At 39.2% G+C, this 16,131-nt stretch carries 16 protein-coding genes and 1 tRNA gene; 7 read left to right on the forward strand and 10 right to left on the reverse strand.

Annotated features, from left to right (window positions below):
- Positions 1–280: 280 nt before the first annotated feature.
- Both DC498_RS09275 and DC498_RS09280 read right to left on the reverse strand, forming a co-directional pair.
- Positions 281–931: a tetratricopeptide repeat protein gene (locus tag DC498_RS09275; protein WP_116873864.1), complete on the reverse strand. Its 651-nt coding sequence runs from the start codon at positions 929–931 to the stop codon at positions 281–283.
- 171 nt (positions 932–1,102) lie between these two features.
- Positions 1,103–1,555, reverse strand: coding sequence for a VOC family protein (locus DC498_RS09280; protein ID WP_116873865.1), 453 nt, complete (start codon positions 1,553–1,555; stop codon positions 1,103–1,105).
- 96 nt (positions 1,556–1,651) lie between these two features.
- Between DC498_RS09280 and DC498_RS09285 the strand changes: the two genes are divergently transcribed.
- A tRNA-Arg gene (locus tag DC498_RS09285) sits at positions 1,652–1,723 on the forward strand.
- Here the strand turns inward: DC498_RS09285 and DC498_RS26760 are convergent.
- The 4 genes from DC498_RS26760 to DC498_RS09300 are packed head-to-tail and all read right to left on the reverse strand — an operon-like array spanning position 1,686 to position 4,456.
- Positions 1,686–2,579 (reverse strand): recombinase family protein, encoded by an 894-nt coding sequence (locus DC498_RS26760; RefSeq protein WP_370443898.1) that lies wholly within the window; start codon positions 2,577–2,579, stop codon positions 1,686–1,688. The genes DC498_RS09285 and DC498_RS26760 overlap by 38 nt on opposite strands.
- Positions 2,551–3,135 carry a hypothetical protein gene (locus tag DC498_RS09290; RefSeq protein ID WP_116873866.1) on the reverse strand — a complete coding sequence of 195 codons (585 nt, stop codon included), beginning with the start codon at positions 3,133–3,135 and terminating at the stop codon, positions 2,551–2,553. The genes DC498_RS26760 and DC498_RS09290 overlap by 29 nt, the downstream gene beginning before the upstream one ends.
- A complete protein-coding gene (locus tag DC498_RS09295) occupies positions 3,132–3,995 on the reverse strand; it encodes a HEPN domain-containing protein (RefSeq protein WP_116873867.1) in 864 nt (287 codons plus the stop codon). The genes DC498_RS09290 and DC498_RS09295 overlap by 4 nt, the downstream gene beginning before the upstream one ends.
- Positions 3,992–4,456 carry a hypothetical protein gene (locus DC498_RS09300; RefSeq protein ID WP_116873868.1) on the reverse strand — a complete coding sequence of 155 codons (465 nt, stop codon included), beginning with the start codon at positions 4,454–4,456 and terminating at the stop codon, positions 3,992–3,994. Before DC498_RS09300 ends, DC498_RS09295 begins: the two co-directional genes overlap by 4 nt.
- A 411-nt stretch (positions 4,457–4,867) precedes the next feature.
- Here DC498_RS09300 and DC498_RS09305 point away from each other — a divergent pair, with 411 nt between their 5' ends.
- Positions 4,868–5,173, forward strand: a complete 306-nt coding sequence (locus DC498_RS09305; protein WP_116873889.1) for a helix-turn-helix domain-containing protein — start codon at positions 4,868–4,870, stop codon at positions 5,171–5,173.
- Positions 5,174–5,332: 159 nt separating this feature from the next.
- On the opposite strand, the gene DC498_RS09310 is transcribed toward DC498_RS09305, so the two are convergent.
- Entirely contained in the window at positions 5,333–5,725 is a 393-nt protein-coding gene (locus DC498_RS09310) for a hypothetical protein (protein WP_116873869.1), read from the reverse strand.
- Between the two features lie 339 nt (positions 5,726–6,064).
- On the opposite strand from DC498_RS09310, the gene DC498_RS09315 reads away from it, so the two are divergent.
- From DC498_RS09315 to DC498_RS09335, 5 genes are all read left to right on the forward strand, one after another.
- Complete coding sequence (locus tag DC498_RS09315; RefSeq protein WP_116873870.1) at positions 6,065–6,553, forward strand: hypothetical protein; 489 nt, start codon at positions 6,065–6,067, stop codon at positions 6,551–6,553.
- 590 nt (positions 6,554–7,143) lie between these two features.
- Positions 7,144–8,028, forward strand: coding sequence for an ATP-binding protein (locus DC498_RS09320; protein ID WP_206197568.1), 885 nt, complete (start codon positions 7,144–7,146; stop codon positions 8,026–8,028).
- A gap of 480 nt (positions 8,029–8,508) precedes the next feature.
- On the forward strand, positions 8,509–9,963 hold the full coding sequence (locus DC498_RS09325; protein ID WP_165813804.1) for an RNA-binding domain-containing protein: 1,455 nt from the start codon (positions 8,509–8,511) through the stop codon (positions 9,961–9,963).
- Between the two features lie 19 nt (positions 9,964–9,982).
- Positions 9,983–10,750 (forward strand): hypothetical protein, encoded by a 768-nt coding sequence (locus tag DC498_RS09330; protein WP_133176806.1) that lies wholly within the window; start codon positions 9,983–9,985, stop codon positions 10,748–10,750.
- 1 nt (position 10,751) lies between these two features.
- Positions 10,752–13,766 carry a DEAD/DEAH box helicase gene (locus tag DC498_RS09335; RefSeq protein ID WP_206197569.1) on the forward strand — a complete coding sequence of 1,005 codons (3,015 nt, stop codon included), beginning with the start codon at positions 10,752–10,754 and terminating at the stop codon, positions 13,764–13,766.
- A gap of 33 nt (positions 13,767–13,799) precedes the next feature.
- Here the strand turns inward: DC498_RS09335 and DC498_RS09340 are convergent, their stop codons facing one another.
- From DC498_RS09340 to DC498_RS09350, 3 genes are read right to left on the reverse strand one after another with little or no spacing between them, the layout of a single operon-like run.
- The gene (locus tag DC498_RS09340) at positions 13,800–14,420 is read right to left on the reverse strand and encodes a hypothetical protein (RefSeq protein WP_116873873.1); all 621 of its coding nucleotides are present in this window, start codon (positions 14,418–14,420) and stop codon (positions 13,800–13,802) included.
- Positions 14,421–14,449: 29 nt separating this feature from the next.
- Positions 14,450–15,448, reverse strand: coding sequence for a relaxase/mobilization nuclease domain-containing protein (locus DC498_RS09345; RefSeq protein ID WP_116873874.1), 999 nt, complete (start codon positions 15,446–15,448; stop codon positions 14,450–14,452).
- Positions 15,445–15,798 carry a plasmid mobilization protein gene (locus tag DC498_RS09350; RefSeq protein WP_116873875.1) on the reverse strand — a complete coding sequence of 118 codons (354 nt, stop codon included), beginning with the start codon at positions 15,796–15,798 and terminating at the stop codon, positions 15,445–15,447. Before DC498_RS09350 ends, DC498_RS09345 begins: the two co-directional genes overlap by 4 nt.
- Positions 15,799–16,131 lie beyond the last annotated feature (333 nt).

Raw genomic sequence — 16,131 nt, forward strand, 5'->3', positions numbered from 1 at the left:
GTAGAGTATCAACGTCGCCGCCTTGTTGTAACACAGGGTATTTATTATGCTAATTATATTTTTCTCAGGTAACTAACGTTATAACATTAATAAATATAACCACTTTGTAGTATTGGCTGCTTTAAAATGCTTCAATACTTTTACACCAGTAATTGATACACTACAGCCGTTGAAACCAATTGATGAGCACGACACTTAATTCACTAAAAGTACATTTACTTGTTTAAAAAAAAGCCGCAACAATTTTGTTAGCGGCTTTTTAAATATTTCCTGTACTCAGCTAACCGGGTATGCGGCTTATATACTTTTCAATCTGCTTAATCTGGTCAACCACCTGTGGTGTAGTAGGCTTTTGTTCTTTTGCTCTTCTGAAATAATCCTTAGCTGCCCTGAACTCTCTTTTATTAATAAATATCTGGCACATTTGAAGATATGCCGCCGCGGTATTTTCTTTATCAGGCAAACCGGCACGGATGGCTTTGCGGATATATTCTTCCGCCTGCTTCATATTGCTTTTTTGCATGGCAATGCTGCCTAGCTGAAAATATGCGGCGCCTTCGGTCTCTTTCATTGGCATGCCCAGGCTCAGGCTTTTTTTCATCATCACTTCGGCGCTATCAAAATCCTGTTTGAACAAAGCCAGGTTTGATTTCAAAAAATAGTAAACACTGCGCACAGGCTTTATCAGCAGCCCGGGAAATTTAATAGAATCCAATACCTTTTGCGCGCCTTCAATATCACCATCTTCCATATAACCCTGTATCAGGCGCATGGGGCCAAACAGGAAATGGCTTACAATACCAATAAGCGCTATAAAGTAAAGCGCAAATGCCGGCCAAAAGCCTGAATATATATTAACGATTATCGCCAGGGCCAACGCTACAAAACTGAGCGGCAAACGGTATTTTATCAATAATGTATAAAACTTCATATCCTGTTTTTAGGGCTGCAAAGATAGGAAAACCCCACTGTATAGTAAGGTGTGTTTTGAAGGGGGAAGGCGAAGGGTGGAAGGTGGAAAGTATAACATAGCAGATTTAGGGTAAACGCTTATAGCTGACGGCTAACCGCTGACACCTGATAGCTGATTGCTGACAGCTACTTACTCCTTTGCGTCATTCACCTCAATCCAGTACCCATCAGGGTCTTTAAGCCATATTTGTTTTACGCCATCAACCCGCGAAGATATACTGCCTTTTTTGCCGTTAATATCTTCCCATTCTATTGATCTTTGTTTTAATACATTGGTAAATGCCGGCACTGATGCCACACTGAAGCAGGTATGATTATTCTTATAATACTCCTTCTTAATATCAGCACCCTGTATAATATGCATAGCTGCGCCCGGGCCTATTTTGAGCCAGATATGCTTACCGTCATGAAAAGGCTCGGGTATGGTGTCGAGCCCTAATACATTGATATAGAAGTCGCCGGATTTTTGTACATCCACCACATAGATAGCCACATGATTTATACGGGCTTTAGGCGCCTGGGCAAATGTTTTGCCGCAAAAAACAAGCAATGCCAGGGTAATAACGGAAAACCTGATTTTCATATTAATATTTAAGATGCTGAAAGTACTGAAAATTAGCAGTTGAAAATCTTATGAAACCACTATTTTTGCAGCCCGTTATTACTTGTGTAATAATTTGGTCCCGTAGTTCAATGGATAGAATAGAAGTTTCCTAAACTTTAGATACAAGTTCGATTCTTGTCGGGACTACTTCACCGGAAAGGTGCAATTTCTTGCTACTTTTCCGGTTTTTTATTTCGCTCAAACCCCCTCCCAGTGTAAATATCAGCCGAACGGCTTCGTTTAATCGGGTGGTTCGATATTGAAAACCGTCAAAAACAAGTTTTTCCGGATATATCGAACCAATGATTTGACGTTTCTGCGTAACTGTTCCCTCATCATACAAAATATCTAACCTGGAAAGATTGCTGACTGCTTGATTTAATAGCCCGTCAATACTCTTTTCTACCTGGGAAGAGCCTGCCAGGTTTGCTTCCAGTATGGTAATTTTGTTGGTACAGTCTAGCTTTAATTCCCGGTAATCTTCCGGGTCAAGTTTTTGATCGGCGACTAATTCTCTGGCATTTTTTAACCGTATATTCAGATCATCTATTTGCGAAATGATTTGCTTTCTGTTGCTCTGCTGGCTCCGGGTTTGTTCGTAGTAAGATTCTTTTAGTGTGACAACATATATGTCACTCATGCCCGGCTTGGGTACATATTTTCTCAGCTCCCGCACAAAAAGACTATTGGCATTTTCTGTTCTAAACCTACTCCCGCAGGAAGAAACACAGTGATAATAATAGTAATGATTGTAGCGACCTTTTGATGCACTACCGGTTAACATGCGACCACATTTGGGACAAATAAGAAAACCACGCAAAGGCATTTGTTCATCCACTGTGATCTGTGTAGCGGGTCTTTCTTTTCTTTTTCTTCCCAACAAAAGATCCTGCACTTCATAAAAAAGTGCTTCGGATATAATGGCTTCGTGTTGGCCTTGTACTGCAGTTGATTCTTCGTCTTTGTGGTTAAGTTTAATGCGATTTTCGGTTTTTAATTTTATTCATTTGATAGGCAAGCTTAATCAGGCAATAGAGGTGCTGATAAAATAATACCAGGTTTCCATTATATATTTTTTTATTGCCATCGTATGTAACAACAGCATCCAGCATATCCAGTATCTCTGCCTTTGCATAACCAGAAGGGAAGGTCTTGCAAAAAGCTTTAATAGCTAAAGCAGGCTTGCGCATTTCTTCATCGTTTAACAAAACGGGAATATTCATCTCCCTTAACATCCGCTGTATTTGTCTTGATAGCCCCTTTCCCGGCATATTCTTTTTTGAATAATTACTTTTTTTGTGCAGGATATAAAGCGCTTCAATAAGCTTATGTAGTTCCGCTATGAAGTCAATCAGATCTTCTCTTGTGTTGCCTTCATCATAAGCACTCTGGTCGTTAGATAGAGCAATATGTAACCATAGTTTGAGTTCACGCCTGAAATCGTCAAGATGAAAGTTTTTAAATACTTCAGAGAGGCAATGAACGCCCTGCTTTTCCAACTTGGTTAAAAAGTGGTAGGGCTTTTGAAATCGCTTTGTTGCTGTGCTTTCTCCGTTCATAATGCTGTTGGTGACATTGTATGCTTTACCGGGTGTTTTCCGGTCTGCTCTAGTATTTCATGAATGTGACTTATCTTTTCCGTAAGCTTTAAGAGATCGGCATTACTAATTTTATAATCCTCTTTATACCGGGTGTCTATATATGCTTTTTGCAGAAGGTTGAAAAGCCGTTTTTCCTCTTCGGTTTTTTGAGGAAAAATATCAGGTAGTTGATAGGATACCAGCCCTGCATAACGCAATAGCCTGTCAATACTGTGGGTGTTGGCATGGTAGCCAGTACCCGCCTTCAACAAAGTACGCAAAGCCTGCTCTGCCGATTGATGTAACATGAAAGCTGCCATAGCATGTTGCTTTCTGATTCTATACAGTTCCGATCCGGCAAGAAACTCTTTCGCCTTTGTTAGCCCTTCTGCAAGATTTTTTTCGGCTGCTACATCATGATTTGCAGTCTGTGAAACAGGTAATTGGCAACTTCCGGAATTATAGATGACTACCGCCGATTGCTGTACGTTTATTGCAAATGAATTCCCTACTCTCAGCCATTCTTCAAAAGCGCTTTTTTGTAATACGATGGTAGTTACTGGTATAAATGCTTTGCAATGGGTTTCTATCTTATCCTGCCATTCGTGTGCCTCTTTATTGTTGAGGTCTTCCATTAAAATCAAGAGAATATAATCTGCCATGTGCTGGGAAGTAGGAGCCGTTTGCTGAAATATGCTTTCGCTTCTTCGCCGGAGCAAAGAAGCACCCAGCAGAAAGATCATTGTAGGGTTCGCTGCGTTTACTATCAAGTCAACCAAACGTTGCTGATTTGAGAAATGGGCATCCTTGCCAAAATGGTATATCGTAAACGGCTTCATATCTCCTCCTTTTTTGATAGTTTACGCCTTGGCTTTCTAAACCATTTCTTGAAAAAGTAGGTATGATGTTTATCCCGCCATTTGGCATATAGGTCTATCAAATTCATTTTACCATTGCTTTCGCGCGGAAATAGCATTCCAATGGCATCCATTTCCTTAAATATCTGGCGGATATCTTCTTCGCTGTAATGATGCTGACCATATCCATGAGCAATAAAATAATTGATGAGATGTTCTTTCGCAGCATCCCTGCCTTCCCGGTTCGAACTGGCGCAGGCCAGATTATCAGTAAAATCCCAGATGATTTCCCTGGGTGTTTTATCAACCAGCCGGCAAAGCAGCAGGAATTGATAAGGAAGAACGAATTTAAAGTTAGCATCACGGTCGTAAGCGCCGGTTTGCCATTTTAATACTGGACGAGGTTTCTGTTGCATGCCCTTTTTGGTTGAAGTCTTTTTCATTCAGGTGTTTTTGAAGTGAGAAAATTTGTTGAAAAGACCAACCGGCAGCCAAAAAAATAGACGTGGGTTAGTCCTTAATGATTCTGAGGGTTACGACACCCTGATCTCAAATAAGAACGCCCACGCCTGAACCTTAAAAATAAGGAAAACGCGAGCGATTTACCTTATCCTCCCGAGATCAATGATATGTCGTAATTTCAGAATCGGGAATAAAGCAAATACGCTTTTATATGTTATAGTATAATTTCTAAGTCATAAAATGAATTAATAAAATTGTTATGCAATATAACACAATTGTTATACAATAACAATATTATTTTCCACAAGATCTCTTTCTCTTGAAAATCAATTTTTTACAATCTTGTAAATTGTGTTCTATAAGCACAATTTATTTGCCCGATGAGTAAAATAATGAACTCCAAAAGAAAACCCACCCATCTGGTTATAAACAGGCTGGCAGTTGTTTTAAAAGAAGAACGGGTCTCTAATAAGCAGCTAGCAGAAACATTAGGTTATGAACCTGCAACTGTTTCGAAATGGGCTACCAATACAATACAACCTCCGCTTTCTACTTTCTTTCGCATTGCACTCACCATCAATCGTGATCTGAAGGATTTTTTTATTTCGTCTAAAGACATTGATGGAGGAGAGGTGAAAAAAATACTCAAGGAGTTGGCGGTAATTGCGGAGAAAGGGAAAAGAACAGGGAAGAAGTGAGAGATAGGTTCCTATATTTAGGGATAATGGTTCATCGTTTCTTTTATCGGAGGGGAGGGTGGAAAACACTCATCCATAAGAAGAAATTTTTCAGTCTTTTCGGAAAATCAGTTCCTTATAGCTCAACCTAAAATTCATCCGTTTATTTCCTGATTTTTACTATCGTTCAACAAGGCTATTAAAAATTTCTTCAATTACTCTACCCTCCCTCATCTCATTTCGCTCATCTACATCTCGAGTTCTATCTTCAATATAGCTTTCCGCTTCGGAATCAAGATAAGCGGCATATTCTTTTTCATGTTTCTCCAATTCTTCCAATTCATCAGTTAATGATAGATTGTATAGAGATTCAATACCCTGAATCTGATTTTTAAGTGAGTCTAAATCTGAATTGTCAACAGATGACATTTCCTCTGCAACTATTTCACCAACTCTGTCTACAAACACTTGATTCGTAGTAATCTTCTCATAAGTATCAGGAAATATATCTTCGAGTTTCGAGAATAACTCCAAATTATCAAGCCAGCTTATTTTTTCTAATTGGAATTCCAATAGCTTTTCTTCCTCAAATGTAAGCTTGTTTCTATCTAAATTTTGGAGTAGATCAATATAAAATTTGTGTTCAGAATAGGAAAAGTTATCAATATAAAGGTATTTCTGAAATTGGCTATGAACTAAATCAGAAATCTGCTTACTATGGCTTCCAATTTCTGTATAAACCGTTCTTAAGAACTCATACTTATAGTATGAATCAGCAACCCACGAAAGGGTTGCATTATATTGCTTGAGGGATCTGAAGCGATTTGATAATATATATACTTAACCCAACCAAATTCATACTAATTTTAATGTTTCAGATTTGCATCCTTAATTCAATCAATAATTTTAATTATGAAATTTGCATTTTTTACGGCGTTTTTAGCTATTCTAGTGAAAACAGGGCCAGCCCAAAGTTTTACCATTCCTGAACTTATTGATTTAGAAAATAACGATATCGATTTTTTTGATTCAAAAGTTATCCAAAAAGGATATCTGCTCTCAAAAAGTAACAACGATGAAGTGAGGTATACTCTTAAAGATAATCTTGCCATGCTGAATTCTATAGCCATAGCTTACTACCCGAACGTCGTTGACAGCTCCCTAAGAGATCGATGTATTTGGTGGATATTTAATTCTGAAAGTAATTATATAAAAATTAAGAGTGAACTTAAAAGCGAGGGCTTTGCAATTGTGAATGACTTAGCTGAAAAGGATGGAAAGGGGCATAGATTTATATATGCAAGAAAAGAGAATGAGAAGGTTGTTAGTATTCATCTAGTCATTAGAAACTCGGAAATCTATAAATATCCCATTTACAATTTATTGGTTTACAATAAATAGAAACAGCAACTTTACTAAGTCACATAGAAGTAGTTCGACCTAGGATCTGTATTACCCTAACATAAAGGTGAAACGATTTCATGGATGCAGTATAAGCTGCTTTAGCTTTCAGTCTCGACGTTCAAGGAAATTGAATTTTGCTCTTTTCTCTACTGGCATGTGTCTTCACATACCAACATAAATGTCCTTTGCTTGCTTTTTTCGGTGGGTAAGAGACACCCACCGATAGAGAAAGTGCTCTTTGCTGCCATGAAAAAATGCAGATGAAGTGATTGCGACGCAAGGGACGATGCCATGAAAAACAAAAGCTGGTATCTGAAAATAAAATAACGCGAGTTCGATAAGATTATGAGTTCAAATTTTTCCCTACTGGTATGTGTCTTCACATACCAGCACAATTTTAGGTGGCAGATAAAGTATAGAGGTAAGTACTGCAACTTCTCTTGGGTTATTTTATCAGAAGGGGGAAACACCCACCGATAAGGAGAATATAATTCCTCTTACGTAAAACAGGAAAAACATGGGATGATGTTATAGAGCCTTCTGCATCTATTAATGACATAGATAAAAAGTCGGTTGACGACTATTTAATGGCTGCACAAAAAAGTGGTCGTCTGCCTGATATGGGTGCAGCCACATTGCCGGAGCTTTTGGAAAAGCTTCGCCTTTCAGAAGCTGGGAAAATAAAACGTGGAGCAATTGTTCTTTTTGGCAAAGATCCTGGTAGATTTTACCCCAATATATTAGTGAAGATCGGCCGGTTTGGTACTTCAGATGATGATCTGAAGTTTCAGGAAACAGCAGAAGGGAATCTTATTCATCTTTTGCAGGAAGTGCCGGAGCTGCTCAACAGGAAATTTTTCACTAAAGCAGTCAGCTTTGAGGGGTTGCTAAGAGTTGAGAAAGGCGAATACCCGGTAGCGGCTTTAAGAGAAATGCTGCTGAATGCGTTGGTTCATAGAGATTATATGGGTAGCGCTGTGCAGATCAGGATGTATGATAACCGATTCAGTAGCTGGAATGAGGGATTGCTGCCACAAGGACTATCTCTTGAATCATTAAAGCGGCAACATCCATCACGTCCCCGGAATCCTCTAATCGCAGATGTGTGCTTTAAAGGCGGTTATATTGACGCCTGGGGACGGGGTACGCTTAAAATTATTAACTCCTGCCGGGAAGCCGGGTTACCAGAGCCGGAAATTATTGAACAGGACGGAGGTATTTTAGTTACGTTGTTTAAGGATCGCTATATTGAGGCTGGGCTGAGGAAAATGGGTTTGAATGAGCGGCAGTTAAAGGCGGTGAAATATGTAACAGAAAACGGAAAGATTACCAATAAGCAGTACCAGGAAATTTTAGGAGTGGCAAGGATTACTGCAACCAGAGATTTACAGTCATTGGTGAAAAAGGGTGTTTCGAGATATTCAGAGTCAAAAGGTGCCGGTTCCTACTATGAGTTGGGAATTGCACCATAATTGCACCATAATTGCACCAATTGCATCATAATTGCACCATAATTGCATCAAAGGGTTCCTGAAATGAGCAAATAACAACGAACCAGGTGAAACTGGGAAGGATTCAAATTTTTGCCAGTACAATGGGTTTACTGTTCATTTTTTGATTCCTGTTTCGCAGATTTTGTTCGGTATCAAATGACCGCATTGGCCGTAAATTGGCCGGGAAATGACCGGAATGGGTAATGATAATGCACCAAACTTAGTTACCAACCTGTAACCAGGTATAACTAAGTTGGTGAAAATAAAAACTTATGCAATTGCCGAAGCAAAATTATCATTTAGGATATAGTAGCTTAGTTAGATGAGAATAACTAGGCTTATCGAAGTAAGCGGTTAGTAAGCAAAAGGGTTATGTCTGAACTGAATTATTGGGAAAAGGAATTACTTATTAACTTGTGTACCAGCGAGTGTGTAAGCAGTGTACAAGTAAAAATTGGTATGAATACGGAACGAATCAAACGCCTGTTAAAACAAAAAGAAAATATTCACCTTGAGTTCAAGGAGGCAATCACTGCGTTGCCGGATAATTTGTTTGAAACCATCTGTGCCATGCTTAATCGTGATGGTGGTGATATCCTTCTGGGTGTTGATGATAATGGAAGTGTTTTGGGAGTTGATGAAAATGTGGTCTCAAAGATGGTAACCGATCTGGTAAACCTTTCTAATAATCCGCAAAAGCTCGATCCACCTTTTATTCTTTTTCCGCAGGTATATGATATCAACGGCCGGAAGGTCATTCACATACAGGTACCGGCAAGCTCACAGGTGCATAAAACGGGGAAGATCATTTACGACCGTAGCAATGACGGTGATTTTAAAGTAGAGCAGCCACACCGGATTGCAGAAATTGCCAACCGTAAGCGCAATCATTATACGGAAGGTATTATTTATCCTGCGTTGCGAATGGAGGACTTTAAACAGGAGCTTTTTCCTAAAGTCCGCAATCTTATCCGCAGCAACAATCCGGCTCACCCCTGGCTGGCATTGGATGACAGGCAGATGATGGAAATTTCTGGCCTGTGGAAAAAAGATTACCTGAGTGGACAGGAGGGTTTTACGCTCGCTGCGGCTTTGCTACTGGGTAAGGATGAAGTTATTCAGCAGATAATACCCCACTATAAAATTGATGCGCTGGTAAGAATAAACAATACAGATCGGTATGATGACCGGTTATACATCCAGACCAATCTTATTGAAGCGTATGAACTATTGATGGATTTTGTAAACCGCCATCTGCCCGATAAATTTTACCTGCAAGGTGACCAACGGATAAGTCTCCGTACCACCATATTCCGGGAAATTGCTGCCAATCTTATCATTCATCGTGAATACACTAATGCGGCACCCGCCACTTTTGTTATTTATGCTGACCGGGTGGAAACAGAAAACGCCAACAACCCTCATGGCGAAGGCCCTATTGACCCAACTAATTTTGTTCCTTTTCCCAAAAATCCGCTGATAGCCAAATTCTTTATTCAGTTGGGCCGGGTGGAGGAGCTGGGTTCTGGCATATTAACCACTACCCGGTTAATGAAAGAATATGCAGGTAAGGGAAAAGCTGTGTTTATAGAAGGCGGAACTTTTAAAACGATTATTCCATTGCCCGACGGGAAAGCTATAGTGATAGATGATACAGTAAGTGATACAGTAAGTGATACAGTAAGTGATACAGTAAGTGATACAGTAAAGCAAAGGATGGTAAAGGTTATACAGGAATTGGTTAAGCAGCCCGGCCTCAAATCGAAAGACCTGGCGAAACTCACAGGAGTATCAGAAGTTTCAGTACGCAGAGATATGCAAAAACTTACGCAACTGGTAGAGTTCAAGGGGGCTCCTAAAACGGGAGGATATTTTTTAACCGATTATATGCTTTTAAAACTGGATAAAAAATAATAGGATGATTAATTATTCCATGAAATATGGCGTTTCGGAAACTGCACGCTTATTTGACATGGATAGAGATACAATAAAAAAATGGGCATACATTTTCTCTGATTATTTGAGCGCTGGGGCTAATCCGGCAAAAGGAACACCTCGCCAATTCTTGATAGATGATGTAAGAGTTTTTGCTTACATTCTTATGTATTGGGAAGATGATCCTGATATTGAATATATCAAATTAGGATTAAACTCCCGTAGTCAATTTGAATATGATTCCATTGATAATCTTATAACTTCTATTACACCCTTATTCAGGGCAATGCCCGGGGATATTGACGAAACATGGAGAGGTGTAGTCTTCGGCGGCGAATTTGAACTGGGAGATATTTTTTCGACTGCGGATTCATTCAAAATGGCTGGTGACAAGCTGGTAGAGATAGCACATAAAAATCACGAAGAACGAGAACTATTTCAACCAGCTATATACAATTATCGGCACGCAACAGAATTGTATATCAAATCCATTACCGGAGAGGAGATTAATCACAATCTACATGATCTGTTATTGAAGCTAAAAGCTGTTTTAAAGAATGAATTTAATACAAGCCCTCCGGAATGGTTTGAAAATATCATCAAAGCCTTTCATTACTCAGACCCAAAGGGTGTAGCATTTAGATATGGAATTACCGAGCCTAAAGAGGAGTTGTATGCAGATATGCATCAGGTCAAGAGGTTAATGAATTGGCTTTCGGCTTCTTTTAAAAGAATTAAAATAGAAAGGTTAAAAGTAGATTACTGATTTGTCAGAACTTAGCATTGATAAAAAATTGCAACTATACCGTTCCCTTTTCAAAGGTCGGGAGGATGTATTTGCAACCCGTTGGGAAATACCTGCCAAATCTCCAGGAGGGGAAGGAAAGAGTGGTTATATGCCTGCATATTTGTATGATCCTTACAGATATAAGGCGCATAAAATGAAAGGAGGGACTTTCCAATCATACACTGACAAAAAGTATTTGCCGTTTACAGACGACCAACTTACAAAACATTTTAACGGTGAGCAGCTTATAGGAGTATATCCTTTACTACAAAACAATACATCATGGTTTATTGTTGCCGATTTTGATGAACTGAACTGGATAGCTGATAGCAAAAAACTTTTGGAATGTTGCAAATCCAAAAATATACCTGCATATCTTGAGCGTTCACGTTCGGGTAAAGGCGGACATGTATGGGTATTTTTCAGCCAGGCATATGCTGCTTTAAAAAGTAGACGGATATTCCTATCACTCCTAACTGAATCTGGAGTGATTTCGGTATTTGATAAGAATTCAAGCTTTGACAGGTTATTTCCCAATCAGGATACGCTTTCGGGAAAGGGGCTTGGCAATCTCATAGCATTGCCATTACATAAACTTGCGTTGGATGAAGGAAATAGTTGCTTCATTGATCCGGAAACACTCATACCATTTCCAGAACAATGGAATGTTCTTTCAGAGATTGAAAGAACTGACATAAAACTACTGGATGAAATTTATAACAAAGTTGCTGTTGACGGCAACAGCACAACAAAAAACGTTGCACCTTTAAGCAGCGGCGAACTAATTGTATCATTAGACAATGCTTTACGATTCACCCGATCAGCAATACCACTTACGCTTATCACTTTCCTTAAAGAAGAGTTGAATTTTACTAACTCAGCCTTTATCATAAAAAAGAAGGCCGGGAGAAATACATTTGGAACAGAACGTTATTTCCGTTTTATAGAAGAAACCGAAGACGAAGTTATTTTACCAAGAGGTTTTGCAGGTAAAGCACTAAGGTTTTGTAAGGATGCCGGTATTGCCTACAGCTTTAAGGATGGCAGGCAAAAGAAGGCCTCAGTTTCATTTAAGTTTAAGGCATTGTTAAGAGACTACCAGGTGCCTGCCCTTGAAGCAACGAGCAAAAAAGAGATGGGAGTGATTGTTGCGCCACCAGGTTCAGGGAAAACAGTAATCGGGTTAAAGATTATTGCCGATAAGCAACAACCGGCATTAATAGTGGTTCACCGGAAACAGTTGATGGAACAATGGATCGAAAGAATCGAAGCTTTCTTGGGCATTCCGCAACATGAAATAGGGAAAATAGGAAAAGGAAAATTAAAGATAGGTAAACACATCACCGTTGCTACTATTCAAAGCCTTACTAAAGAAATTGAAAAAGATGAAGCATTAAAAAATGCATTCGGAACAATACTGATTGATGAATGTCACCACATTCCTGCTGAAAGCTACAGTAAAACAATCCACCAGTGCAATAGCTATTATTTATACGGATTGACAGCTACTCCCTTCCGGAAATACAATGATGGCAAACTGATTTTTATTCACCTCGGGGAAATAATTGCTGAAATTACAGCACAGCAAACCGGCAGACATAAGCAGGCGTCTGTTGTTATAAGAAACACGGAGCTGGATGTTCCATTCAACCCCAAAACAGACAGGTTTGAAACTTTATCGAAGATATTGGTACATGATTCTTCCAGAAATAAATTGATTTTGAATGACATCATCAACGAGCTGAATAGCGGTAAAAAGGTAGTAATCCTTACAGAACGGAAAGAACATATTGATTCGCTGCACCAATATCTCAAACAATCATATGAGGTCATAACATTAAATGGTGATGATTCCGAAGCAAGCCGAACTGCTAAATGGAAAATACTGAATGCAGGAAATTATCAGGCAGTTATTACAACAGGGCAGTTTTTTGGAGAAGGAACCGACCTCCAAAATGCTTCTTGTCTGTTTCTCGTATATCCTTTTTCGTTTGAAGGGAAATTAATACAGTATATAGGGAGAGTACAACGATCAGAGATAGCACCGGTTATATACGACTATCGTGATAGTAAGATCGATTATCTCAATAAAATGTTTTTAAAAAGAAACGTTTATTACAGAAAGCTGGAAAAGCAGGCGAGTTTGTTTGATGATCCTGTTGAAGAGAGTAATACCCCTTCTGAAAAAAATACTGCTGTAACTATTGACCGGAACGTAAATGTTGCGATAGAGTCATTAGAGTTTAGGTATGGCAGCATTGCTTTTACATACCAAGCCTCGGAATTAAATTTTCAAATTGAATTTGAAATAGGGCATGATGACATCCGTCCTGAATTCGAAGTGCTAAAACCATATTTTATCAAGGCGTTGAAATCAAAACATATTAATGCAAGTATATATGCAGAAACAGAAAATGGACAATTGATATCTCAATTAGCAACCTCGGACGATATTAAAAGGATAGATAAACAAATTATTGAAGGTGTTCGTTTTCAATTTGTCACCAAACCTTTGTTTGTCCGGGCAAATCAGGATAAGATAAATGATATAGATCAGCAGCTTCAGATAAATCATCCTTTATACGAATCAGGAGAAGAACTCCTAGAAGACATGCTTAAACATTCCCAATTCAAACATCATAGGCATTTGCGATACCTTGCCGATAATCATGCAGGTCACTTAGTAAAAATTCGGTTTGTGTTACAGCCGTTTTCTTTTGTATTCTTATTAGAAGGAATGGAGCAATTTCACATCATCCTGGAAACGCTTGACACGGAAGAAGCCAGCTATCTATGGCATTTCCCAAAAAGGATTTCCGATTTACCACTAAGGCTCAAAGAAATAGACCATTACCTGGATATAATCCGAAAGAAAGGACGACAGGAATTTCTAACGGCTCCGCCGGAAAATTTTAGCCGCATTGTCCATGATTATTGCGATAAGCAGAAGGGATTTGTTGTTTGGAAAGACCTTCTAAGCGAAAGATTGATTTGAAAATCAGTTAGGCTGAGATTCTCACCCAGCCTATTAATTAATCCTGCCCTTATTCCTCCCGGCTGCTTTTTCCAGACTTTTAGCCTCCGTTTTCAGCCGCTCTGCTTTTTGCAGGCGTTCAAAATTGAGCCGGTATTCCTCTTCCGTTTCAAGAACTTTTTTCCTAAAATCGGGATGCGCCTTGTATGCACTGTCCAACTGGTCAAGGTAAAGCTGAAGACCTTTATGAGCAGTATCCAACCGCAAGTGTCGGTACTTCGTATCGCTGGCCACGAATCCCTCTAATTTAGTGCCGGCAATATACCAGCCAGAACATACCAGACATAATGCCATAAATAACCCGACAGAAATCCATATCAATTTTGGTATGTGATGATGATGTACGACCTTATTTATCGGCGGTTGTTTCAATAGGTCTTTCACCAATTCAAGCCGGTTTGAAAACTGAATCAATTGATCTGGCACCAAAGAGGCTTCCTTTATATCAGAGCGTAGCCCATCAACACCTCTCAGTACTTTATGCAACAGTTCAGTATTGGCAGGTATATCTTTTATTTTTTCTTCAATAGCAGTAATCTTTTTATCCTGCCCTTCCACTTTTCGGGTAGTCACTTCCATAAATGCTGCATTGGTATTATTATTTTGTTCATTCATATTTTTTCATTTTAGGTTTAGAAATATATCTACCGGTTAAGTTGTTGGGATTGCTTCTTTCTCTTTTTACGCAGTGCTTCCTGCGTTAATTCGTAAGGTGTTTGTGACTGACTTTGCTCACTCTGCATCAAAATCTGAATAGCCTTTTCCATGTCCTTAGCAATATCCTGGATAATATCCTTGCCACTTTCTTGTATTGAATTGGACTTTTCAGTTTGATTTAAAAGCGGTTTTTCACCAGAGGAATACACTTTGGAATCCAACCTGTTGTCAACATTGTGTCGTTGTTCCAATTCCTGTTTTTGCTGTAAAGCCAATGTCTTTTCCAATCCCAGAAGAGAATATTTTCTGTCGACCTGACTTCCTTTGAAAGAAATATTCTCCAGTTTAAAACTCACTCCTTGCTTCTCCTGTGTTTGGCCTTTGTATTTATATTGTGTTTCGATACCCTGTTTCAGCAGGCGCAATTCCAGTTCTTCCATCGTTCGGCAGTGTGGGAGACTTTCCGAAATAACAATATAGATTTTGTATTTGTTGGCTTCGGAATGGTTAAGCGCTTCCAGGTTAGTAAGCCGGATATTTTTTTCGATAGCGGGAACAAGTTTATACTCCTGCGTGAGACATTGCGCAATTTTCTTTCCCCTTAACCCTACCCAGCTATCACTGATAGCCTTTCCTTCATTGCTGACCATATTGGCTACAATATGCAGATGCAGGTGTGCTTTATCCGTATGCTTGCTAATGGCATATTGGGTATTTACAATACCTAATTCCTTTAAATACTTCGTTGCGATCTCCTTCATTATTTCATCTGACGGTTTTTCGCCCGGGTAAAAACTAAGGATGGAGTGAAAACAAGCCTGTTTTTTATCTGGTCTTAATTGTTGCTGGGTCAGGAAATCTTCCGCCATCAATTTGTAGTCATGACCTCTTACTCCTTCGGCAGCCAACAATTCAGCGCCGGGTTTATTGCTGATATAGCGACAGGTATGATAAAAAGAATTGGCAGGAACAGGTTTACTGATCATGGCTTTAATTTTTTAAGCAGTCCATCAAACAGGTTCCTATAATGTTCGAAGTACTGCATAGCTTCATATAAACCTTCCCTGTGACAAATTTTTGCCACCTGGTTAATATTTACCGACATACCGATCAACTGCCTAATAGTTTGCATTTCGTCGGCGGTAAGCCTGGAATTTATTTTTCCCTGAATGGCCATGTGCCGGATATAAACTGAAGCATTTACGCCAGCCTGCACAGCTTTTTCCCGGATGATAAAATACTCATGACGGGTAAATCGCACACATGCTCTTATTTCCATTTTAATAGCTTTAGCCGGTCTTCCGGCTTTTTTCTGTTTCTTTTTCACGGTTTCCATACATCTTCATTTTTAATTTGTTTTCTGTATTTCCTTTTGCGACCAACGGGAGTAAAAGGCGAGCGTTGTTGGCGAACCGGGTTTTTGTTCGACAACAACACCGCTCGCCTTAAAAACCTTTGAAAAGTCTTTATATCTCCGGGCAGTTTTCAAACTGACCGTCCCGTTGTATTCTCATCTAACTTCAGCCTATAGTGTCTGTACATTAGGCCTCTTGTATTAAACGATATGCACATATGTTAATAATTAAAAATAGAAAAGGTATAAGAGTTGATGAGCATATTGCATGTTATGGAAAAAGATACCACAAAACCTTTCCGGCAGTCAATTTCA

The sequence above is a fragment of the Terrimonas sp. genome, assembly GCF_003075435.1.
GTDB lineage: Bacteria > Bacteroidota > Bacteroidia > Chitinophagales > Chitinophagaceae > Agriterribacter.